Source organism: Paenibacillus amylolyticus, assembly GCF_050990605.1.
Lineage (GTDB): Bacteria > Bacillota > Bacilli > Paenibacillales > Paenibacillaceae > Paenibacillus > Paenibacillus amylolyticus_H.
In genome coordinates this window covers 1,399,848-1,422,150 of sequence record NZ_CP158832.1, presented here as the reverse complement: position 1 = coordinate 1,422,150, position 22,303 = coordinate 1,399,848, and the positions used below count along the sequence as shown (strand labels likewise).

21 protein-coding genes and 5 tRNA genes are annotated in these 22,303 nt (G+C 47.7%); 11 read left to right on the top strand and 15 right to left on the bottom strand.

Annotation, left to right across the window (positions count from 1 at the left end):
• Nucleotides 1–111: 111 nt before the first annotated feature.
• From ABTV53_RS06325 to ABTV53_RS06315, 3 genes are read left to right on the top strand one after another with little or no spacing between them, the layout of a single operon-like run.
• Nucleotides 112–804 carry an urease accessory protein UreF gene (locus ABTV53_RS06325; RefSeq protein ID WP_433754088.1) on the top strand — a complete coding sequence of 231 codons (693 nt, stop codon included), beginning with the start codon at nt 112–114 and terminating at the stop codon, nt 802–804.
• A 32-nt stretch (nt 805–836) separates the two neighbouring features.
• Nucleotides 837–1,556: an urease accessory protein UreG gene (gene ureG / locus ABTV53_RS06320; RefSeq protein ID WP_433751698.1), complete on the top strand. Its 720-nt coding sequence runs from the start codon at nt 837–839 to the stop codon at nt 1,554–1,556.
• Nucleotides 1,462–2,433, top strand: a complete 972-nt coding sequence (locus ABTV53_RS06315; protein WP_433751697.1) for an urease accessory protein UreD — start codon at nt 1,462–1,464, stop codon at nt 2,431–2,433. Before ureG ends, ABTV53_RS06315 begins: the two co-directional genes overlap by 95 nt.
• Before the next feature lie 110 nt (nt 2,434–2,543).
• On the opposite strand, the gene ABTV53_RS06310 is transcribed toward ABTV53_RS06315, so the two are convergent.
• The 4 genes from ABTV53_RS06310 to ABTV53_RS06295 all read right to left on the bottom strand — a co-directional run bounded on the left by ABTV53_RS06310 (nt 2,544) and on the right by ABTV53_RS06295 (nt 3,496).
• The gene (locus ABTV53_RS06310; RefSeq protein WP_433751695.1) at nt 2,544–2,969 is read right to left on the bottom strand and encodes a helix-turn-helix domain-containing protein; all 426 of its coding nucleotides are present in this window, start codon (nt 2,967–2,969) and stop codon (nt 2,544–2,546) included.
• A 172-nt stretch (nt 2,970–3,141) separates the two neighbouring features.
• Nucleotides 3,142–3,224, bottom strand: a tRNA-Leu gene (locus tag ABTV53_RS06305).
• A 17-nt stretch (nt 3,225–3,241) separates the two neighbouring features.
• Nucleotides 3,242–3,317 (bottom strand) — tRNA-Lys (locus tag ABTV53_RS06300).
• A 107-nt stretch (nt 3,318–3,424) separates the two neighbouring features.
• A tRNA-Glu gene (locus ABTV53_RS06295) sits at nt 3,425–3,496 on the bottom strand.
• Nucleotides 3,497–3,802: 306 nt separating this feature from the next.
• Here ABTV53_RS06295 and ABTV53_RS06290 point away from each other — a divergent pair.
• Together ABTV53_RS06290 and ABTV53_RS06285 are read left to right on the top strand one after the other, a co-directional pair.
• Nucleotides 3,803–4,579: a DeoR/GlpR family DNA-binding transcription regulator gene (locus tag ABTV53_RS06290; protein ID WP_433751693.1), complete on the top strand. Its 777-nt coding sequence runs from the start codon at nt 3,803–3,805 to the stop codon at nt 4,577–4,579.
• A gap of 4 nt (nt 4,580–4,583) precedes the next feature.
• Entirely contained in the window at nt 4,584–5,480 is an 897-nt protein-coding gene (locus ABTV53_RS06285) for a Cof-type HAD-IIB family hydrolase (RefSeq protein WP_433751691.1), read from the top strand.
• A gap of 263 nt (nt 5,481–5,743) precedes the next feature.
• Here ABTV53_RS06285 and ABTV53_RS06280 read toward each other — a convergent pair whose 3' ends face one another.
• Nucleotides 5,744–6,403, bottom strand: a complete 660-nt coding sequence (locus ABTV53_RS06280; protein WP_433751690.1) for a flavin reductase family protein — start codon at nt 6,401–6,403, stop codon at nt 5,744–5,746.
• Between the two features lie 107 nt (nt 6,404–6,510).
• Here ABTV53_RS06280 and ABTV53_RS06275 point away from each other — a divergent pair, with 107 nt between their 5' ends.
• Nucleotides 6,511–7,209 carry an ArsR/SmtB family transcription factor gene (locus ABTV53_RS06275; protein ID WP_433751688.1) on the top strand — a complete coding sequence of 233 codons (699 nt, stop codon included), beginning with the start codon at nt 6,511–6,513 and terminating at the stop codon, nt 7,207–7,209.
• 223 nt (nt 7,210–7,432) lie between these two features.
• On the opposite strand, the gene ABTV53_RS06270 is transcribed toward ABTV53_RS06275, so the two are convergent.
• The 3 genes from ABTV53_RS06270 to ABTV53_RS06260 form a co-directional block, all read right to left on the bottom strand.
• Nucleotides 7,433–7,521 (bottom strand) — tRNA-Ser (locus ABTV53_RS06270).
• Nucleotides 7,522–7,527: 6 nt separating this feature from the next.
• Nucleotides 7,528–7,603 (bottom strand) — tRNA-Asn (locus tag ABTV53_RS06265).
• Between the two features lie 93 nt (nt 7,604–7,696).
• Nucleotides 7,697–8,158: a SprT family protein gene (locus ABTV53_RS06260; RefSeq protein WP_433751686.1), complete on the bottom strand. Its 462-nt coding sequence runs from the start codon at nt 8,156–8,158 to the stop codon at nt 7,697–7,699.
• Nucleotides 8,159–8,278: 120 nt separating this feature from the next.
• On the opposite strand from ABTV53_RS06260, the gene ABTV53_RS06255 reads away from it, so the two are divergent.
• On the top strand, nt 8,279–8,635 hold the full coding sequence (locus ABTV53_RS06255; RefSeq protein WP_433751684.1) for a hydrolase/acyltransferase: 357 nt from the start codon (nt 8,279–8,281) through the stop codon (nt 8,633–8,635).
• A gap of 183 nt (nt 8,636–8,818) precedes the next feature.
• Nucleotides 8,819–8,962 (top strand): cortex morphogenetic protein CmpA, encoded by a 144-nt coding sequence (cmpA, locus tag ABTV53_RS06250; protein ID WP_017690033.1) that lies wholly within the window; start codon nt 8,819–8,821, stop codon nt 8,960–8,962.
• Between the two features lie 180 nt (nt 8,963–9,142).
• Here the strand turns inward: cmpA and ABTV53_RS06245 are convergent, their stop codons facing one another.
• From ABTV53_RS06245 to ABTV53_RS06215, 7 genes are all read right to left on the bottom strand, one after another.
• The gene (locus tag ABTV53_RS06245; RefSeq protein ID WP_433751683.1) at nt 9,143–11,365 is read right to left on the bottom strand and encodes a Tex family protein; all 2,223 of its coding nucleotides are present in this window, start codon (nt 11,363–11,365) and stop codon (nt 9,143–9,145) included.
• A gap of 281 nt (nt 11,366–11,646) precedes the next feature.
• Complete coding sequence (locus ABTV53_RS06240) at nt 11,647–13,836, bottom strand: alpha-galactosidase (RefSeq protein WP_433751682.1); 2,190 nt, start codon at nt 13,834–13,836, stop codon at nt 11,647–11,649.
• A 235-nt stretch (nt 13,837–14,071) separates the two neighbouring features.
• Entirely contained in the window at nt 14,072–14,422 is a 351-nt protein-coding gene (locus tag ABTV53_RS06235; RefSeq protein WP_024630714.1) for a type II toxin-antitoxin system PemK/MazF family toxin, read from the bottom strand.
• Between the two features lie 3 nt (nt 14,423–14,425).
• On the bottom strand, nt 14,426–14,707 hold the full coding sequence (locus tag ABTV53_RS06230) for a CopG family ribbon-helix-helix protein (RefSeq protein WP_017690037.1): 282 nt from the start codon (nt 14,705–14,707) through the stop codon (nt 14,426–14,428).
• Nucleotides 14,708–14,967: 260 nt separating this feature from the next.
• Nucleotides 14,968–16,155: an alanine racemase gene (gene alr, locus ABTV53_RS06225; protein WP_433751680.1), complete on the bottom strand. Its 1,188-nt coding sequence runs from the start codon at nt 16,153–16,155 to the stop codon at nt 14,968–14,970.
• 395 nt (nt 16,156–16,550) lie between these two features.
• Nucleotides 16,551–17,750 carry a DUF4367 domain-containing protein gene (locus ABTV53_RS06220; protein ID WP_433751679.1) on the bottom strand — a complete coding sequence of 400 codons (1,200 nt, stop codon included), beginning with the start codon at nt 17,748–17,750 and terminating at the stop codon, nt 16,551–16,553.
• A gap of 164 nt (nt 17,751–17,914) precedes the next feature.
• Nucleotides 17,915–19,756 (bottom strand): ABC transporter substrate-binding protein, encoded by a 1,842-nt coding sequence (locus ABTV53_RS06215; protein ID WP_433751678.1) that lies wholly within the window; start codon nt 19,754–19,756, stop codon nt 17,915–17,917.
• A gap of 128 nt (nt 19,757–19,884) precedes the next feature.
• Here ABTV53_RS06215 and ABTV53_RS06210 point away from each other — a divergent pair, with 128 nt between their 5' ends.
• From ABTV53_RS06210 to ABTV53_RS06200, 3 genes are all read left to right on the top strand, one after another.
• Nucleotides 19,885–21,135 carry an MDR family MFS transporter gene (locus ABTV53_RS06210; protein ID WP_433751676.1) on the top strand — a complete coding sequence of 417 codons (1,251 nt, stop codon included), beginning with the start codon at nt 19,885–19,887 and terminating at the stop codon, nt 21,133–21,135.
• A 163-nt stretch (nt 21,136–21,298) separates the two neighbouring features.
• Nucleotides 21,299–21,508 (top strand): helix-turn-helix transcriptional regulator, encoded by a 210-nt coding sequence (locus tag ABTV53_RS06205; protein ID WP_433751674.1) that lies wholly within the window; start codon nt 21,299–21,301, stop codon nt 21,506–21,508.
• A 1-nt stretch (nt 21,509) separates the two neighbouring features.
• Complete coding sequence (locus ABTV53_RS06200; protein WP_433751673.1) at nt 21,510–22,280, top strand: DUF3169 family protein; 771 nt, start codon at nt 21,510–21,512, stop codon at nt 22,278–22,280.
• Nucleotides 22,281–22,303: the final 23 nt, after the last annotated feature.

The following is a 22,303-nucleotide window of genomic DNA, read 5'->3' as shown; positions in this document are numbered from 1 at the left end:
TTTTCTGCCCTCTCCGTTTTCGTGTAAACCGCTTGCTCATCTGATATTTCTAAATATTTTATATTAGATTTCGATTGTGAAATAAACACCAAGAGGAGGACACGGATCGTGATGAATAGCGGCACGAAGCTACTCCGTTACGTTCAGCTGCTGGATTCAGCCCTGCCCATCGGTGGTTTCTCCCATTCCTTCGGTCTGGAAGCTTACACGCATGATGGCACCGTGCGAAATACCGCGCAGCTTGAACAGTTTATTCGCAGCCAGCTTCATTCCAGTCTAGTGCGAATAGACGGTCTTGCCATCAAAGGCGTCTATCAGGCGATACAACAACAAGATGCCGCTCTACTTGCCCTGTATGACAAACGTGTCCACGCCCAGCGCTCCCCTCGGGAAATGAGGGAAAGTGGGCACAAGATGGGAAAGCGACTGCTCAAGCTCGCCCGCTCACTCTATCCATGGATGGACTTTTCCCTAATTGATGAGGCCATCCGGGAACATGGCGCGTATTGCGGCATCACGACCATTCACGGTTATATCAACTATCAATTGGAGATTGAATTGGATGAAGCCGTTACCGGGCATCTGTATACCTCAGTGAACGCTTATGTGAACAGCGCACTTCGCCTGCTGCCCATCGGACAAACCGAAGCGCAGATGTTGATTCAGAAACTGCTTGATAATATCGAAGCGGAATGGGCACTCATTCGGGAAAATGACCCGGAAGATATGCACAGCTTCGGAATCGCCCAGGAAATCTACGCCATGCGGCACGAGACCTTACCCGCGCGGCTGTTTATGTCTTAACTACAACTTTTATCTAACTAGGAGGAATTGTTATGTGTGGAGGAGCTAATCATACGCATCATCCGGAGTGGGAACGCAAGGCATTTGATCGGAGTCGTCCGATGCGAATTGGAATTGGCGGACCGGTAGGTTCAGGTAAAACTGCCCTTGTGGAGAAGTTGTCCAAGGCACTTCGGACACGTTATAGCCTTGCTGTCATCACCAATGACATTTATACGAAGGAAGATGCCGAGATTTTGCTGCGTCAGAACGCATTGGCACCAGAGCGTATTATCGGCGTAGAGACAGGCGGATGCCCGCACACAGCTATTCGCGAGGATGCCTCCATGAATTTCGAAGCAGTTGACGAGTTGATTGAACGTTTCCCGGATCTGCAACTGATCTTTATCGAGAGCGGCGGCGACAACCTCTCTGCCGCATTCAGTCCGGAACTCGCTGATGTATTCATATACATTATCGACGTCGCCCAAGGGGAGAAACTTCCTCGCAAAGGCGGTCCCGGCATCACGCGTTCAGATCTGCTGTTAATCAACAAAACCGACCTCGCCCCTTACGTTGGAGCAAGCCTGGAAGTGATGAAAAATGATACCGAACGGGTACGCGAAGGCCGTCCTTATGTCATGTCTAATCTAATGAGCGGTGAAGGTGTACCCGAGATTGTCCACTGGCTTGAACATCAATATATGGATGACGATGCTTCCGCTGCACATCTGCATTCACACAGCCATGAACATGGCACTCACTCACATTAATTCATCTTCTGTGTCCACCGGGACAGAGATGAATCGGAACGAAAGTACAGGTGAGCCCGTCACGCGCCGCAGCGAGCTTCGGGCCACCTTTGCCTTTCAAGGCGACCGGACGGTTATGACCGATCGTTATTACAGCGCACCACTCCGGTTTAGCCGATCCTTTCGACCTCCCGGAGGCGGAACCGAATTATGTGTGTACACGTCAGACGTCTCGCCCGGAGTCCTTAACGGGGATCATTATCATTCCGAGTGGGAATTAGGTGAAGGCACCCATGTCATGCTCAGCAGCACATCTGCTACCAGACTTCATCCTACACCTTCCATTCCCTCATCCGTTAATCATCACTTTCGGTTGGGAAAAGGGGCCACGCTGGAGTACTTTCCTGAATGCGTCATCCCCTTCAAGGGAAGTTCTTCTTCGCTCGCTGTAACCTTTGAGCTGGAAGAAGGGGCAATCCTGGCCTATGCAGATATCTGGTCTGCCGGACGGATTCATCGGGGAGAAGCTTTCCAATTCGAGCGTTATCGCAGCTTGACAGAGATATGGCAAGGTGAGCAACTGGCTGTCTGGGATCGATTTGGACTCGAACCGGATACCGATGATCCCAAACACTCCGCGTCTCTCCTTCACTATACCCATATCGCTGCGTTATGGATGATCGCCCCGGGGCTTGGTACTGCGGAGTTGGAACAAGTCAGATCCACGCTGCCACCAGATGGACGAATGCTCGGAGGTGCAAGTTTGCTGGCAACAGGTGGCATCGGCGTTCGACTCCTTGGTATGGCAGCTTGGGAGCTTCAGGAGCAGTGCCTTCAGATCTGGAACACACTCCGCCCCCATCTGCTGGGCAAAGAAACTCTTGTTTTTCGTAAATAAGGGCATGAAGCAGGCATAGTTAATTCAAAAAACCTCTGAACTGTCTCCGAGTGTGTTCGGATTAGTCCAGAGGTTTTTCTACATTCAGTTATGGATGCTGCTCATATCACTTACGCTTCGTTTTCCTCAGAATTGTTCCCTGATTTGTTCTCAGGTTTGTAGCGATAGTCGCCTCCATCCTTGCTTTCCTTGGATTTTCGGTAACGGGTGAACTCAATATATTCGCTGATAAAAGACTGTTCCACAGTCGATAATTCACTTTCCTGGCAATTCAATTGCCGCAAAACGCCAAAAAAATAATCCTCCCGTTTTTCCCGAACCATCGCTTCCTTCGATGGACGCCCAATCATGAGCCAGTCGAGGCTCACATCAAAAAACGAAGCAATCTCAATTAATTTATTCGTACTCGGAATAGACTTGCCACGTTTCCAGTCACCCAGATTGCCTGTGCTAATCTTCAGCTGTTGACAGAAAGCCTTCTTGGTCATTCCTCTTTCGGCAATCAGGTGTTCAATTCGCTCATAGATCGACTGCATACAAGAACCGCCTTCCAACCGTAATAATCAACTCATCTGCTTGAATTATACCACATTATTCCTGAATGCTCAGCCTTTATATGCCTGGAATAGGATGAGGTATATCGTATAACACAAAGATAGACCCCCATGAATGATCATGAAAGTCTATCCTATAACGTTGTTGCTATGATGCGGTCGAGAGGACTCGAACCTCCACGGGTATACACCCACTACCCCCTCAAGATAGCGTGTCTGCCATTCCACCACGACCGCATATTCAATTATAAAAATGGTGAGCCATGAAGGGCTCGAACCTTCGACACCCTGATTAAAAGTCAGGTGCTCTACCAACTGAGCTAATGGCTCTTGCTGTAAACTTCACCGGATGTGCCATGCTTCATTCATGTCTATAAGAGCAATGACTTTGAGGATTTCTCATCGAAAATATAGAATTTCATGAGGTAGTGAAGATATGACCCGTAGGGGATTCGAACCCCTGTTACCTCCGTGAAAGGGAGGTGTCTTAACCCCTTGACCAACGGGCCTTAATAACAAATTATCTTTCTTGGCGACAATAATGAGTATACCACAGGACAATTTGAACTTGCAATACTTTTTTTTCAAATTTATTTTTCAACCCTTTTTGTGCATTACATAATGCTCTTCAGAGCCATTATTAGCCACCTCCCCGTTCATGCCAATGTCACCCCCGTGCAGAGACAATGTAAATTATCTATTAAAACACTTAAAAAAACTTACGTTCACTTATAATATTGCAAATGACATTAAGAATACTTATAATTAAAGTATCAGTATAAGTACGGTCATCCATACACTCGGAGGTGACATGTTTGTTTCAAGAAGAACGAATGCAGCTCATTGTTGAACATCTACGCAAACACAATCGCATCTCAGCCGATGATATTGTCGCCTTGTTTGATGTATCACGGGATACTGCACGCAGGGATCTGATCAAGCTTGAGGAACAGGATGCCATTATTCGAACACGTGGCGGTGCGATTCTTCCCCCTCCTCCGCAAGAATTCAGATCCTACAAAGACCGTTTACTCGATGTATCTGAGGAAAAGAGGGCTATCGGGAAACTCGCTGCGGCCATTGTAAGGCAAGGCGAGATCATTATTCTGGACTCTTCCACGACTGTGCAAGCCTGTGCCGAGAACTTGAACGGTAAATCCTGTACCGTCATTACTAACTCGATTCATTCCGCTGATCTTCTCTCCAATCATACCGCTGTACAGATTCGTTTGCTCGGAGGCAAAGTAGATAAGGAACAACGTTATGTCTACGGTACCTCTGTGATCGAGACACTCTCCCATTATTATGTAGATAAAGCCTTTATCGGAATTGGCGGTATCACCATGGATGGCTTCAGTGCTTCCGAAGAGGAAGGGAAAATTAAACATCAAATGATGAAAGCTGCCAAGAAAGTTGTTGTTCTTGCAGATCAATCCAAGTTTGATAAACGTTATGGTTATCGTTTTGCCGACTGGTCATTGGTGGATGTATTGATTACGGATCAATGGCCAACCAAAGAATGGCTTGCTTTCCTAGCCGAACAACAGGTTGAAATTCTCATTCCTGAACCAACAGATGATAAGGAGTTGTAAATATATGAAATTATTTGCCACAGATTTAGATGGAACTTTGTTGAACAGAGATAGCCAGATTAGCCCGGAGAATGCCGCAGCCATCCAAAAGGCCCAGCAATCCGGTATGAAAGTTACCATTGCTACAGGACGCGTCTATTCCGATGTGGTGACCATCAGCCGCGAAGGCGGAATCAAAACCCCAATTATCGGATCCAACGGAGCGACGATTCATGATGCAGACGGTGAACGTTTATTCCATCTTCCGCTTGAGCGTGATACAGCAGCTTCCGTCATGCAGTGGCTGGAAGATCATGATGTCTATTATGAGGCTTCAACGCAACAAGGTATCTATGCCCCGCGTAGCAGTCATGAGACCTTGCTCGCCGAGATGGAACGTGTTCTTGGTTCGAACCCTGGTGAGGACATTGAACGCATGATTCGGGGCATCAAGAAACACTATGACAAAAAAGACTACCACCGCGTAAACAGCCACCTCGAAATTCCGGCAGAAGCCTATATCTATAATATTATGGCCTTCTCCATGAATCCGGACAAAGTAAAAACAGGACGAGAATACTTCGCTTCCCGATCCGATGTCGCTATGGTTGTATCCTTTGAGCATAACTTCGAAATGCAGCACCCGGACGTATCCAAAGGTAATGCCCTCACCAAACTGGCGGCTCACCTGAACATCTCGATGGAAGATACCGTAGCGATCGGCGATAACTTCAACGATGTCTCCATGTTAGAAATGGCAGGACTCGGCATCGCCATGGGTAATGGCGAACCCGAAATCCAGGCATTAGCCAAAGCCATAACGCTGACTAATGTCGAGAACGGTGTCGCTCATGCCATTGAGTGCCTGCTTGAAGGCAAACCGGTGTCCCGTCCGGAAACGATTGTTGGAGAAGGTCAGTAATCGAACCCGCACCGGAATTAAACACTGAAGCTGCATGGTCGCCTGTTGATCCATGCAGCTTCTCTTCATTTTAACTCAGCAGATCGAACGTGAGGCACGTCCTGTAACAAAATAGTCAGTTGCTCGCCCAGGTATGAACCCGGCAGTTGCAACCGTGAACTCAAGCACAGTCTCTTCCACGGAGTCTGTGCTTGTTTGCTGTTCAGTCTTAAATGCGATGACCGAGGTCTTCTCCTGTTACATAGGTTGAACTTCCACTCAGGTCAATTCTCTGACCTAAAATTGCTCCCTTGTCTCTCTCCCAATCCGTAATAATGTCTGAAATTATATATCAGCGGATGCCATTCCTCTGGATTAATCTTGTTCGGTCCAGATATTAGCCTGGTGTGCGCGTGCACCTTCAACGCTTTCACTTCAACAATCGCCATGAACGGTGTATGTTCGGGAATACGTATGTGTTGTACAGCCGCTTCAATCTGGAGTGGACATTCAACTATTTTATCTGGTGCCACCTGAACCGAGCATTCAGATGTCAGTCCAGCTACAGTGAATTTATCATGACAATATTCATAGCCCATCTGCCTTTTCTCCTCAGGAACCGGGTTAACTCCCGTATAACGACCCAATGCTTCAACCTGTTTCCATATAGATGCATCCGGCAAATTAATCACACACTCCGGATGTCGACTCAGATTTTCATAGGCTTTGCCCTGTGTACCTATACCCAGCACCAGACAGTCCCCCAGCGCCCAAGATGAAGACAGTGGAGACAGATTGGTTGACCCATCCTCATTTAATGTGCTTAGCAACAATACGGGCGTACCATAATATAAAATACTTGGATTAATCGTTTCATGTTGAATCACTGCTGGACGCTCGGACAACTGCTCTGTAGCAAAGTCCTGTTTCGTTATTTTTTTCATCCTGTACCTCTCCTGTTCCAATTCCAATGATTTATAAGCTCAATCTGACCCATCTGGGACGATACAACTGGATTGTAATACAGTAATAGTTCAGATATGATCGAAGTATGAATGTATATCCGAATATTACTGTTATTGCGTCGTTAATCGCTGATCCAAGCCGCGCTATTTTTCTGTCATCCTTACTGGATGGCCGTGCGTTGCCCGCAGGTGAGCTTGCTCATATGGCAGGCGTCACGCCCCAGACGGCAAGCAGCCATCTAGCCAAACTCGTAGAGGGAGGATTGTTGGAAGTTGAACAGCAAGGGCGCCACCGATACTACCGTCTTGCAAACAAAGAAATTGCTAATCTGATTGAAAGCATGGCCAGTATTGCTCCGCCTGTACAGATCCGCTCTCTCAAACAATCCAATCAGCTTCAACAACTGAGTTATGCACGGACCTGTTATGATCATCTGGCCGGGAAATTGGGAATCTCGCTCTGTGAAGCCTTAATACAGAAGGGTTATCTTGAAGAGCCCGAAGAAGCACTAAGCAAGGATTATCAAGTTACAGAGAAAGGAATGCAGTGGTTCAACACGTTCGGAATTGAACTTCAAGTGAAACCGGGGTCACGCCGGGCCATCGCTCGTAAATGTCTGGATTGGAGCGAACGCCGTCACCATCTCTCAGGTATGCTTGGGGAACAACTCAGACATCGATTATCGGAACTGGACTGGATTCGTCAAAAAACAGGAAGGCGCTCTGTCGAAGTAACGGAAGCAGGCAAGAAAGGTTTATACGAGGTGTTGGGCATTTCACTTTAAGCGGAAGCGTACACGAGGGATAACCAAAGATCAGTAAACGCAAAAAATCCTCTTCACACTTGACCGTTATCCGGTCAAATGTGAAGAGGATTTTATTGTTATTACAGAACGGAGAGAGAGGGGTACTCTCACTTCGTTCGAGACTGCGAAGTATTGCTAACGAAGCTTATGCTCCGACGAACCTTTAGGGTTCTCATCCCTTTGCAGAGAAGTTATTACAGAACGGAGAGAGAGGGATTCGAACCCTCGCACCGCTTACGCAGTCTAACCCCTTAGCAGAGGGTCCCCTTATAGCCACTTGGGTATCTCTCCAAGAAATGGCTCCCCGAACAGGGCTCGAACCTGTGACAACTCGATTAACAGTCGAGTGCTCTACCAACTGAGCTATCAGGGAAAATTAACTTGAATAAGATTAATTTATCATGATTAATAATCCAAGTCAACATGCCTTCCATCACTTTCTTTAATACATTGAACGATACACACATCAGATATTCAGAAGGCCCAGTTTTCCCGCGCAACGGCCACAAAGATAACGCTTCGGATCTATTTTCCGCTTGCGCAAATATTCCGTACCACAGCTCTTGCACACCAGCTTATAACGATATGGCAGCGGCTTTCTACCTTTGCCGCCAGGAAGCGATTGGCAGTAACGCGAGCCACCTACCTTCTGCAATAAGGCCTTGAATTCCGGATCACGATGCTGATAGCCGCGCCCACGAATATGCAGATGATAGTGACACAGCTCATGCTTGATGATTTTTTCAACCTCATCTCGTCCGTAGGCTTCGAGTTGATGCGGATTGATCTCAATCCGGTGACTTTTGAGCATATAACGTCCACCCGTCGTGGTCAGGCGACTGTTAAACAACGCTTCATGGGTGAACGGTACTCCGAAATGATCCAGTGATACCTGTTCAATCCATTGTTGCAATTCCTCATTTTCCATCGGTATCCTCTCCTTTGCACCCCCTCGGAGCATTTGTTTTTCCGGCATAATACTTGAATTTTAACCGTTTCGTAGGCTACACTGTCAAGTAGAATGTATGAGGGGAGATTATTACTCGCTATGCCTACAATGCGCTATGTCATCCTGCAGCAGGAACAACAATTGCAGTTCGTGGAAATGCCGGCAGATTACGCCTATCAACTCAGTGCGCTCAACCTGCGCCTGCACAAGGAAATTGAGAAACTCACGGCAGCAGATGTCCCTGTCCTGCCTTGGGCGATCGCCGAATGTGACAGCCTCGATCTCCTGAACGAAAATCTTACCATCATCGGCGGCCTTGATTATATCAATGCGCTTGAAGAATCTTTTGCAGCACTACGTGAAAGCCATTATCCTTTGATTTCTCTGCTTACTGAAATCCGGGCTCTCCAGGCCCAATTGGAACAATGGTATGAAGAAGAGATGGAAGCTCTCTAATTCACCGCAATTATCATTTTATAATGATGAGAACAAAAAGCACTTCTCCCTGAATTGGGATTTGTGCTTTTTTGTGTGAATTGAGATATTGATTTGCCGGAGGCCTCCACTTATCCCGCACAGTCCAGGCTATTGCCACATATGCTAACGTACAGATGAATTATGCAAGAGGAGGAGATACCCTTGCCTCAATGGCTTTGCAATCAACTGATGCGTGCATTTCACAAAAAGGACAGCCGGCAAATCAAGTTGCTGAACGAATGCTGGTTCTTTTATCGCAACAAACCTGCAAATGGCACACCACGCAGCGCGGAGAACGAACTTTAAAAGGTTGCTCGTAAATGTCTGCTTTGGATTACGAAGGATGGCCTTTTGAACATGCACTTTAAGAGAATGCACATTATTCCCACCGTACTTATTAGAGAAATCAGAACGGACAACGGGACTATTACTGTCGACAACAAACAGCCTTCCTGGTCAGGGAAGGCTGTTCTCCAATTCTATTACTTAAGAAGACTGTTGCGCAGAAGCAGGCTTCTTCATCGTAAGGCCGACACGGCCTTTTTTGGTATCCACATTCATTACCCAGACCGTTACATTATCCCCGACAGATACAACATCCATCGGATGTTTAACATATCCGTTGCTGAGCTGTGAGATATGGACAAGCCCATCACTCTTAATTCCAATATCAACAAAGGCACCAAAATCAATGACGTTCCGAACTGTACCTTGAAGCTCCATGCCTTCCACCAGATCCTCAATTTTCAATACATCCGTACGGAAGATTGGCAATGGCATCTCTTCACGTGGATCACGCCCCGGACGCTGCAAGCTGTCCAGAATGTCACGCAAAGTAGGCACACCTACGTCCAGTTTCACAGCCAGTTCCTCTGGCTGCTGCTCTGACAGTAATACCGACAGTTCCTTGCTGCCCAGCTTGTCCAGCGCAACCTGAAGCTCCTTGAACAGCTGATCCACAACCTTGTAGGACTCTGGGTGAATCGGTGTACGATCCAGTGGGTTCTCACCCTCACCGATCCGCATAAACCCTACGCACTGCTCATAAGTTTTGGCACCCAGACGTGGCACCTTCTGAAGCTGGCGGCGGTTCGTGAACCGGCCATTCTCTTCACGATACTTCACAATGTTTTTGGCAATCGTAGCGTTAACTCCGGCAACATATGACAGCAACGATGGTGAAGCCGTATTCACGTCCACACCTACATGGTTAACTGCGGATTCGACGACAGCCTTCAGGCTTTCTTCCAGAACCTTCTGGGAAACGTCATGCTGATATTGCCCCACACCAATGGCTTTTGGATCAATCTTAACCAACTCAGCCAGCGGATCTTGCACCCGGCGAGCAATCGAAGCCGCACTGCGCTCAGCTACATCGAGGTCCGGGAATTCGTCCTGGGCCAGCTTGGATGCAGAATAGACACTAGCTCCAGCTTCGTTAACAATCAGATACACCAGACTTTCATCACCGTTCTCCTGAATGATCTCGGCAACAAACTGCTCCGTTTCACGTGATCCGGTACCATTACCAATGACGATCAGTCCGATATCATATTGCTTGATCATCCGATGGAATACTTCCGCAGCTTCACGTTTCTTGTTGTGTGGTGGCGTTGGGTAGGTCACAGCCACTTCCAGTAGCTTGCCCGTATCATCCACGACAGCCAGTTTACAACCGGTACGATAGGCAGGATCGACACCCAGTACACGTTTGCCATGAATCGGCGGCTGAAGCAGCAGGTTACGCAGATTGGCCGAGAATACCGATATGGCCTGATTTTCACCTTTTTCCGTGAGTTCTCCACGAACTTCACGCTCGATGGAAGGCGCAATAAGCCGCTTGTAGGCATCTTCAATTACAGCACGCAGGACATCCTGTACAGCAGAAGCACCACGAATGATCTGTCCTTCCATGTGGCGATGGGCCGGCTCTGCCTGTACTTCGAGACCGACTTTCAGAATATTCTCCCGTTCACCACGATTAATCGCGAGAATACGGTGTGGAGGCATCTTTTTGGCTAGTTCGCGGTAATCATAATAATTTTCGTACACGGACTCCTCTTGAGCATCCTTCGCTTCGGAAGTCAACATGCCGTGATCCAAGGTGTACCGACGAATCCAGGCACGAATGGCAGCATCGTCTGCGATATTCTCCGCGAGAATGTCTTTCGCTCCCTGAAGTGCCGACTCCGCATCTTCTACACCCAGTTCAGCGTTGATATATTTCGCAGCTTCCTGGAGTGCATCGCCTTGCTTCGGTTGACCCCAGATCCATACAGCAAGGGGTTCAAGACCTTTTTCCTTAGCCACGCTGGCACGTGTTTTCCGCTTCTGACGGAACGGACGATACAAGTCTTCCACTTCCTGCAGCTTCACAGCCTGGGTAATGGAGTTCTTCAGTTCTCCGGTCAGCTTGCCCTGTTCCTCTATAATACGGATGACTTCCAATTTGCGATCCTCAAGATTGCGCAGATAAACAATGCGTTCTTCAATCGATCGCAGCTGGTTCTCATCCAGCTCTCCAGTCATTTCTTTACGGTAGCGGGCGATAAATGGAATCGTATTGCCTTCGTCCAGAAGCTCCGACGTTGTGCGGACCTGCTTCAAGGACAGTGACAGTTCCTTGGCTACCTGTTTGATGATTCGTTCATGGCGTTCTGCCTTTATTGTTTCTTCATTGGGTTCCAGAACCGTTTCCTGTTCAGACAAAATAAATCCCTCTTTCCTTCCTGAATCTGAATCGTTCGTTACAATCATTTCAGGGCAGCTTTGCTGCTGTAATTACAGTATTGTTGAACCATTTGTTTCTTCCACTCTACCCTATATTATCACAAAATCACGTCCAGATTTCCATCAATCCGCAACCATACAAGTTCTGACAGAATGATGTCATCCTCCAGCCTTCCCCATTACGGCAAAAAAAGACCGAAAAACGTCATCACGACGCTCCTCGGTCCTCCCTTTTTTAAAACTTTAAATACAATAGCAATCTAGACGCGTTCAAAGCGGAACAGCTCGCTCAGATAGTCTCCTGATGCACTGCCTACCGAAATACCGCCATACATGAGGGCATCACCGGTAAAGGTCTCTGACCCGCCTTTCAGACGATAATCCGCATTAGGGTCCAATCCTTTCAGCTTCAAGCGCTGAAGTGGCGCATTAGGCTCAGAGAGCACGCGGAAGTAGAATACAACAGCTTCGCTGCCGTCTGGTGCAATAAACATCCACGCGGTCTCATTGCCTTCAAACGGACTGAGCAAACGACGGAATGTTCCATATTGCACCGTTCCACGAATCTCCTTGTACAGCTCAACCTGGGCTTTCACGATGTCGTTCTCTTCCTCCGTGAATTTCGTCAGGTCCAGCTCATACCCGAAGTTGCCCGACATCGCAACATGTCCCCGAATCTCAAGAGAAGTGATCCGGTTCACCTGATGATTCGGTACCGCTGAGATATGTGATCCCATGGAGCTTACCGGGTACACAAGACTGGTACCGTACTGGATCCGCAGACGGGATATCGCATCCGTGTTATCACTTGTCCACGTCTGTGGCATGTAATAGAGCATACCTGGATCGAAGCGGCCACCACCCCCTGAACAACTCTCAAACAGAATATTCGGGAACGCCGAAGTGATACGTTCCATGACGTCATACAACCCCAACATGTAACGATGCGCGGTCTCACGCTGTCTGTCTGCCGGAAGCAACGCGGAACCCACTTCCGTCATATTCCGGTTCATATCCCATTTCACATAAGTAATTGGTGCAGAACCAAGTACATCTGTTAACATGCGCACGATCTCATCACGTACATCCTGACGAGAGAAATCGAGTACCAATTGTTGACGTCCTTCTGTCCGGCGACGATCAGGCACATGCAGACACCAGTCCGGATGCGCACGATATAACTCACTGTCTGGCGAGATCATCTCAGGCTCAAACCACAGTCCGAACTGCATGTCCAGACCTGTTACGCGATTAGCCAGATCATCCAGTCCCTGTGGCAATTTGTTTTTATCTACAATCCAGTCACCCAGCGAGGAATTGTCACTGTCCCGGTGTCCAAACCAACCATCATCCAAGACAAACAGCTCAATACCCAGCTTCTGTCCCGCTTGAGCAATCTGTTCAATCTTGTCCGCATTGAAACCAAAGTAAGTCGCTTCCCAGTTATTGACCAACACCGGACGCTCTGCATTGCGGAATTTGCCACGTGCCAGACGCTCCCGATACAATTCGTGGTAGGACTGTGACATGCCGTCCAAACCTGTAGACGAATACACCATAACGGTCTCAGGTGTCTGGAACGCTTCCTGGGGCTCCAGCTTCCAGCTGAACTCGAACGGGTTGATCCCAAGCGATACACGAGTGGTGTGAAACTGATCCACTTCGGCCTGTGCAGTGAAGCTGCCACTATAAACGAGACTGAATCCGTAGACTTCACCCTGATCTTCGTCCGTGCCTGGAGTCATCAGCGCAATAAATGGATTCTGCTGGTGACTGCTTGACCCGCGACGACTCTCAATCCCTTGCAAGCCTGACGCAAGCGGTCTGCGAACGATATCGCGTTCCCGTGTCCAAGCCCCTGACAATTGCAGCAGTTCATAATCCGCATGCGGGAAATCAACAGAAGAACTGAGTGCACGTACCACATTCACTGCGGTAGCGCTCTCATTAACGATACGCATGGAGCGTGTAATCGCATTAAATGCCGTAAAAGCTGTATAGGAAAGCTCTATTTTGATACCAGCTACGTTGTCTTCCAGCTCAATAACCAGCGTCTCTGCTTCGTCATCGGATTCAACGTATGTTGCTGGCAGTCCGGTAAGCGCCGCTTTTCCTTTGACCAGTCGATGGCCTGTATACGTAAACTCCGAAACGGTTGAGCCATTCTCAAGTTCCAGTTGGATTGCCGGATTACGAAAATCACTCGTGCCATACACTGGCAATTCCACTGGCAGAGTATCGAATGAGATCGTACGATCCTCTGGCACCGGGTTAGGGCTAAAGGACGCTCGTTCTGTCCGTACATGCAACCAGCTCAGATCGGTATTGCGTAATTTTTTGCCATAATACAAATGAACCAAATATCCTGAAGGCAGTACCTGAAATACGTAACTGGCCTCAAGGGTCTGTAAATGAAACTGAAGTTTCTCTTGATTGATGTAAATGCTCATATGTCTCCTCCACCTCTATATATAGGTCTTTCGGGTAAACGGTTTCTCAGGTTTCATTATAGCGAAAAGATCGCCAATGTTCTACGCTTTCATCAAGCTTTAATCAAAAGAGCGCATAACAGCCCGAAGGATGTCATACGCTCTTTTGGTTACAGTCTGAATTCAGTGTGTTCCCTTACAGGAACATCCATTGCCAACGGACGACAGGGCAGCGTACTAGACGCTGGTTGCTGCCTTAAAAATCGATTAAACCAAGGCTGATCTGTAAGGCTTCGTTGACCAATTTCATGGTCTCCTCGTCCAGATGGGTAATCTTGTCAGTCAGCCTCTGCTTATCGATCGTCCGTATTTGTTCGAGCAAAATAACCGAGTCCCGGTCAAAGCCGTGTGCCGCCGCATCAATTTCAACATGCGTTGGCAGCTTTGCCTTCTGGATTTGGGCGGTGATCGCCGCCACAATACAAGTTGGACTGAACCGGTTGCCGATATCATTCTGGATCACCAGAACCGGCCTGACTCCACCTTGCTCGGAACCGACAACGGGAGAAAGATCCGCAAAAAAAACGTCACCACGTTTTACGATCAATGTCTACACCCCGCTAACTAAGCGGTCCAGAGTGCTGTCCGCATCTTCCTCCGCATGAAAGGCTTCGGATGCCATGGTCAGATTAATTTTTGCCATCTCCATGTACCCTCGCTGCATCGTTTCACGGATGTAACGTTTCTTACGCTCCGTTAAATACAGCTTCATAGCCTGCCTAATCAATTCGCTGCGGTTGGAATTCTCCAGCGCTACGATGCCATCCACTTCCTGCAAAAGATAATCAGGTAAACTGATCATGATCCGCTTGGTGTTCTGCAAGTTGGCCACCTTTCTTCCACCCCCACAAACCTTTCGCCATTGTGAACCAGTATTACGTTTTTCCAGAACTTTTATACAAAGGAATATATATGCCCCGAGTATATCAAGTATGCTGTACTCCATTATAAACACGGGGAACAATATTCGTACAGACCAAACATCTCAATTCAGGAATTAAATCCTTACCGTCATACAACATTCGAGATGCTCCGACAGTTTTCCTTCTGTTCTGAAAAAAAGTTTATTGGGAATGACGTCCAGTTTACCTGTCAGGATGTCAAAAGTGGATTGATTCTGGCGACTACTGCTCCCCCGCGGGTATATACCCGCGGAATGCGGTGCGCCATCATGCAGATCACTTCATAAGCAATCGTACCGAGCTGGGATGCCACCTCGTCTGCGGTTATTACGCCACCAGACTGATGACCGATGAGGACAACCTCTTCGCCGACTTGAATTTCTTCCGCCTCTTCCGCGAAAGATTGTAACGACACCATACACTGATCCATGCAGATTGTACCCACGACAGGGACGCGGCGTCCGCGTACAAGCACTTGTGCTTTACTTGTCAGCATTCTGGAGAATCCGTCTGCATAGCCGATCGGCAGGGTCGCTATTCGTTCGTAACCTTGCGTAAAATAACGGGTTCCGTAACTGATCCCCCAATGGGGTGGCAGTGTTTTGACCAGAACCGCTTTTGTCTTCAGCGTCAATACCGGGGACAGCTTCACCACCTGATGATTCACTTCAGCCGAAGGATACAGTCCATACAGACTTATTCCCACACGTACCATGTCATAGGACAATTCCGGTGTATCAATGGCAGCGGCGCTGTTCGCCGTATGTATAATCGGGATGGAACATCCCTGATCCCTGAGCGCATGAACTACGCTTTGGAACCGTCTATACTGCTCCAGTGTATAGGTTTTGTCTTCTTCATCTGCTCTGGCAAAATGGGTAAACATGCCTTCCAGCATCACCTGATTGAGCGAGTCTACTTCCTGAATGAAAGCCAATGCCTCATCGCCAGGCAACAGACCTAATCGGCCCATGCCGCTGTCGACTTTAATATGAACCTTCAGTTGGTTAGCGAATGTGTTTGCATCCAGATGTCGAATAGCGTCAAGCACTTCCCTGCTGAACAGCGTGACGGTCACATCATGTTGCCATGCAACAGCGATCCCTTCAGGCGGCGTATAACCCAACACCAGGATTGGAATCGTAATCCCATGTTGTCGCAGTTCCAGAGCTTCGTCAAGAAAAGCCACACTTAAGTAATCCACACCCACTCGTTCCAGTTCTCTGGCCGTCTCCACCGCTCCGTGTCCATAGGCATTGGCCTTCACACAGGCGAGGAATTTCATGCCCTGAGGCAATGCCTCGCGGAAAGCTTCTACGTTAGTACACAAATGATCCAAATTGATGTCCGCTTGGGTCGGCCGATATTGTTCTTGCACGTTAAGTCACCTTCTCTAATCATCTTAATCCGGCTCACGTCAGACTCCATCGTAATGCTCCTGCATGTGACTGTCAAATGAACCGAAGTTTCGCATTCAAAAACAGATGTAAGGTGCGCCGTTTGAAGAACAAATGCGAACACAGAAGAAGACCGATAAGCGAGATTGGCAGGGCAAAATTCCACTTTCCACCCCAGCAAAACTCTGCTTATATCGATTATTTACCCGGTTCCCTCTGCGTAGAAGCGCGTTTTGCATTATTGAGTGTATCGAGTAAGAAAAACGGCGCCAGATGAATACCTGTCTTACACCAAAGCAAAGCACCGGAGAACAGGTCTCCGATGCTTCTTAGCATTCCTTATGTTTATGCTACTATTCGTTCATTCGTTCAAAAATCATTTGCCTGACTCTTCCTGCATCGATGTTGCAATACGTACCATTTCGTTCTGAGGCAGGTCTGCACTAGTGATCCGATATTCTATACCATCTGTCATCCATGTCAGTGTCTGCAACGCATCTCCGCTGATCATCCCCAGTGTGAATCCCAGATCCACTACACTGGATGGGGCAAGCGATACGGCTCGATCCTGCGGTCTGGCTTCGAATATCGTGTAATTATAGGTTCCTTCATAACGAAGCATAACCGAATAGTCTCCCGCCTCTTCCAGAATCTGATCATCCTTGAGCTGCACACCTTCAGGCACATAGGTCGGCTGAATTACGCCAAAGCTGTCTGAACCTTCGGGTTCTGCGAGTGTTGGCTCTTCGCCTTCCTGACCTGTTGCAGCACCTTCTGTACCTTGCTGCTCTGTGTCACTACCTACACCCGTCTGCCCATCAGTGACAGCTCCGTCAGGTTCAGGCGCAGTCTGAGGATTGGCAGGTTCTTTACCGCCCTCATTCCCGGTTTGCTCCACAGGAGTCACACCGGAGTCCGTTCCTGTTTTGCCGCCTTCTTCTGAAGCTGCTGTCATGTTACGTTGCATGTCAAAGGCATCTTTTTCAAATTCAGTCCCGAATTTGAAGGAGTCAAATTTCACATCGACCACCACATTGGCATTGGAGTCGGATACCTCCACCTGTTTAGGTGCGTAATCCGATTTGTTCAGCCAGATCTTCTGTCTGACGAGTGCATGTGTATTATAATTGGCAGCTACATCAAATACATAGCTTTCCTTCTCATCCGCAAACTGACGGGTTGTATCTCCCGTAATGCTCCGAATCAAAGTTTCATAGAGATACACCTGTCCTTGATTATCCGGCCAATTGCTTTGAAAACGGAAGCTTTTGTTCTGGCTCGGTGTCAAAACAAACACGCCTTCATCGTTACGCAGGACAATCTGAGTTACATCCTTTTTGGCATTGGTTAACGCAATACGATAATAGGAAGGCTTCTGATGCCACACCTCGACCTTGTACTGCTGCGGCGTATCTCCGGTATGCAGCGTCATCACGCCTGCCCCCTGGTAACTTTCCATCTCTCCTACGACTTCGTTCAGATCTTTGACCACAGCTGCCGCATCCTTCTTCCCGCAGGCGGCAAGTAAGGCCGATAAGACCAATACCATGGCAAGCATCCATGATATTCGGCGCATAACATCATCCCCTTTAGCACATGTTTTCACTTCAGGATTGTGCTTGCAGCAGAACCCCTACTTGATTAGTACATGTTATGAGGGACTTGTTCGATATATGCGGACTAGTTTGACAAGCAATCGGTGAAGTTCGTTAATACGGCAATGCTACGCTCGCCATAGTCCTACCACAACGGAATATACACCGGATAACTCGCATCCTCTTCAACGGCATCAGGGCTTCTCTTCACCCACAATCTGCGCAGATCAGGCAGACCATACCCCGCAAGACGATAATCTCGCAACGAATCATGATGAGCGTGTTCTTCCTTGAAGCTGTATGTGGGCAGAAGCAATGCCTCCCGAATCAGTCGATCTTCCAGCTGAATCAATCTTTTCAACCGCTCCGCAGGTTCCTGAATCATGACTACTTGTCCGCATTCCTGCTCCAGTTCATGTCTCCAGTAATCATTCATCGCAATCAGGAATAACGTGTTCTGGAAGGTATACATCGTCACGAGACTTAGCATGACATGGTCATTGAAAACTTCTCCTGTATAGATCAGATCACTATCCCCGAACCCATCTTGATAGACTGCATGGGCCGGATCTCCCGGCATAATGTTAATATGCACGCCAATCTGTTTACATCTCTCTGTAAACCAGACCATGTCTGCCTCCATCTTCTCTCCTTCCTCCACCCACAGACTTAAACTCTGCCCTTGGTAAGAGCTGCGACGCAATAATGCTGAGGCCCTCGTCAGTGACGTCTCGACGGAAAGTACTGTTTCAAGTGTGACCGAACCATCGGGTTGTTCCGAATGTTGCTGCACTCGTCCTCGAATCAGACTATAAGCAGCCTGTGTGTTTGTGCTCCCGAGCGCTTCCGACAGCTCCTGTGCATTCAATAACTGTTGAACAGCCCGGCGAAAATTCACATCATGCTGCGGCCCTTCCTTTTGCATATTAAACGTCATATACACACCGCCCTGCATCTCATGCTGTACTGCACGAGGCTCCGCATCCGGAAATAAATCATGCTTGATGATGGACTCCACCTTTGCCGAGTGAGGGAGCTGCCACACTTCAACACGATCCACATAAGCCCGCCCTCTGAAGTAGGCAAGGAACACTTCAAGCACAAGCAACTTCGAATCATGACGCGTCAACCGATAAGGTCCTGTTCCAATCGGATGGAGCGGATTCATCTCCACATCTCTCGGCAAGATAGATGCAGACATACTGCTCATCAGATCCGGGAACAAGAAGTTTGGTTTATTTAACAGAAAACGTACAGTCAACTGATCATACGCCTCTATGCTCTCAATGGACCCAAACAGAGGCCTGCACGGGTTACTCTTGTCAGAGATAATGCGATCAAAGGTAAACTTCACGTCCTCTGCATCCAGTATTCTTCCATGATGAAAAGGTATGCCTTTGTGCAGATAAAAGGTCCACTCCCTTCCATCCGAATGACTCTCCCATGCCATGGCCAGACTTGGCTCGCAGACTTGGCGTTCAGCATTATAACGAACCAAACGATCAAAGACCTCTGCGATGATGAAAACTTCTCCCCAGATTCCCGTCTGCGTTGGGTCGAGAGTCTTAAAAGGTGTATTCTGAGGAATCCGCAATGTATCCACTCGCCCTTTGTCCCCTTCATTCGAACGAAGACCAAATTGATGCTGCACTTGCTGCATCAGATGTTCTCGCATCATAATGGGCAAGGTGGCGGCCAGTTCATAGGCGTCCTCCATCCTGTTCCCGTTCAGGAGGTGGTTAAACCGTTCACGCGCCACCTCAAGCAACGGGACACAAAATACCAGCACCGATTTTTTGCCCCTGCCACGCTGCGGATTCCACCTAACCCATTCGTTCTCCTTGAATTTGTTCATAATGAGGTTCATGTTACGCATGGTACAACATAAAAAATCAGCGAGTTCACCTACCGTTGTATGTACTTCTTGTTCATCATTCACATGTGGAAAGTTTAATCGCAGTTGAATGTAATGTTCTGATACGTCCATATATGCCCTACCCTACCTTCTACTAAAATACGAAATCCATCCGGATGCTTATACAGTTTTTCTTCAGGTTTTTCTCCATTATACTCAATAACATCAACATGACCAGTGGGAAGGAAGAAGAACGACTTATGAAATACGCCGATTTGCACTCCAATATCAGGATACGGATCATTACTGATTTTTTCACCGATCTGACCCAGAAGTCCATCATTCCATTCATGGCGATCTATCTGAGTATTCAGATTGGCGCAGGTTTAGCCGGGTTATTGCTGACTGTCAATATTGTGGCTTCCATGATTGTGGGATTGTGGGCAGGATATTGGTCTGATCGAATTGGACGGAAGAAATTAATGGTGATTGCTCAAACTCTGCAGGTCGTGGCTCTACTTTGCTTGGCCATCGCCAATTCGCCGTGGATGGATTCGATCACTGTCACTTGTCTCATGTTTCTGCTCAGCAGTCTAAGTTCAGGGATCACCGTGCCGATTGCCAATGCCATGATTGTTGATGTAAGCAGTGAACATGAACGTCATTATGTATATGGATTGCAATATTGGACAACAAACGTTGCTGTAACTTTTGGTGCACTGATGGGCGGGCTATTTTTCGAATCATTTCGTTTCCTATTGTTCAGTCTGGTATGCCTTGAAAGCCTAGCTACCCTGTTTATTTTGATCTTTATGATTCGTGAAACAATGGATAAACGTGTGTTTGGTTGTGGCGATGCTCCCATCCAGAGGAACATACTGAAAACGTACCGGGCGGTCTTTCAGGACAAACGTTTCATGATATTTTTCACGGCTACTGTACTTGCAGTCTCCCTGGAATTTCAGTTGGATAAATACATCGCTGTTCGTCTAAAAAGTGAATTCACCGCCCAACTGTTCGGCTCAGATATCTCAGGTCTGCGTATGTTCAGCCTGATTATGATCATCAACACTGTACTGGTTGCATTGGTTGCAATCCCATTCTCCAGATGGATGGGCCGCTTCCAGTCCCGAGCGATCATGACTGTCGGTATGTGCCTGTATACCGCAGGTTTCGCCGTTCTTGCTTTCAGCAACTGGGCTTGGCTACTTATATCATCCGCTATATTGCTGACCATTGGAGAATTGATGTACGCCCCTGTTCGTCAGGTCATGCTAGCCGGTTTGATCCCAGATTCGGACCGGGCTGCCTACATGGCTGCTGACGGATTGAGCTATAACGTGGCTGCACTACTCGGAAGTATCGGGTTAACTTTTGGAGCCTTCCTGCCCTCATACGTAATGGCTGTTCTGTATGTACTTATGGGGCTTGCAGCGCTCGTCTTTTTCCGAATGTCACTTCGTAAGGCAGAGGAACAGAATCAACAGCTGGCGTGTGCAGATGCATTCTGATTTCAATTTTTCGGCAACAACATAATCAGCTAAGAGAGCCATGGCAGGCTCTCTTTTTCATGTCTGAACTCAACGCATACAGGTAAATTATTTTTAACATTTTGTATATTATAGTTTACATTTAGTTAAATATCATGTACATTTTCTTCATGGAGGTGAGCACGTGGAAGAATTGCACAATCACGTTCGGGAGTTACGAGCCAGAGACCGACTATCCCAAGCGGAACTAGCCAAACTCATCGGCGCATCCCGACAAACCATTGCCCTGATTGAACGTGGAGATTACTCTCCGTCGGTCGTTCTGGCATTAAAAATAGCCCATGTATTTCATGAACCTGTCGAAAAAATTTTTGAATTGAAAGGTGGAGATTAAGATGAACAGAACAACTTCCCCGTCCAAAAAGAACAAGATGCGCCTTCCATTGTATGCGGCAGGTGGTGCTGTCGTCGGTTTTCTCGGAGCCAGCGGAATCAACAAAATTCCATCTAATTTGAACTGGACGCTGTCCGTTTACTATGACTATGATCTTTTATTTGCATTACTGGCTGCTTCAGTGGTGGTTATGATGTTGTGGAACACGCTCAGTCTTGTTCGTACGCCATCTGTGCCTCCAACGGAAGATGAGGTGTATGGAGATTCTGACTCACTCACCTCTCCCGCTGATCGTTCCCTCGGAAAAGCGATGATCCTCAGTGGATTGAGCGTTATTGTTGCGTTTACCTGGGTGGCACTTGCTCTGTCCTTAAACGCTTCCAACAGAAACATGCCGAATTTTCCCGAACTGTTTAACCTCTTGAATCTCTTTGCTGCGTGTATCTCTATTATCATCGTCGTTGTACTGCAAACACTGACTGTGAAGCGATACAATCGCTATTACCCTGATCGCGCACTGGATCTGAATTCACGCAACATGAAAAAGGATCACTTTGAGAAACTGGATGAAGGTGAGAAATGGATCGTATACCGTGCAGCCTATCGTTCTTTCCTGACGATGAACATTTTGCTTGGGATCGGCATGGTCTCCATGGTGTTATATTCAGCACTCTTTAGCTTTGCTCCATTTCCAATTGTAATGCTCTCTGTGATCTGGATTGCCAACATCGGAATCTATTATCGTGAAACCTATCGTGCGAGTAATCAGTAATACATGGGGAAGTAACTTTTTTG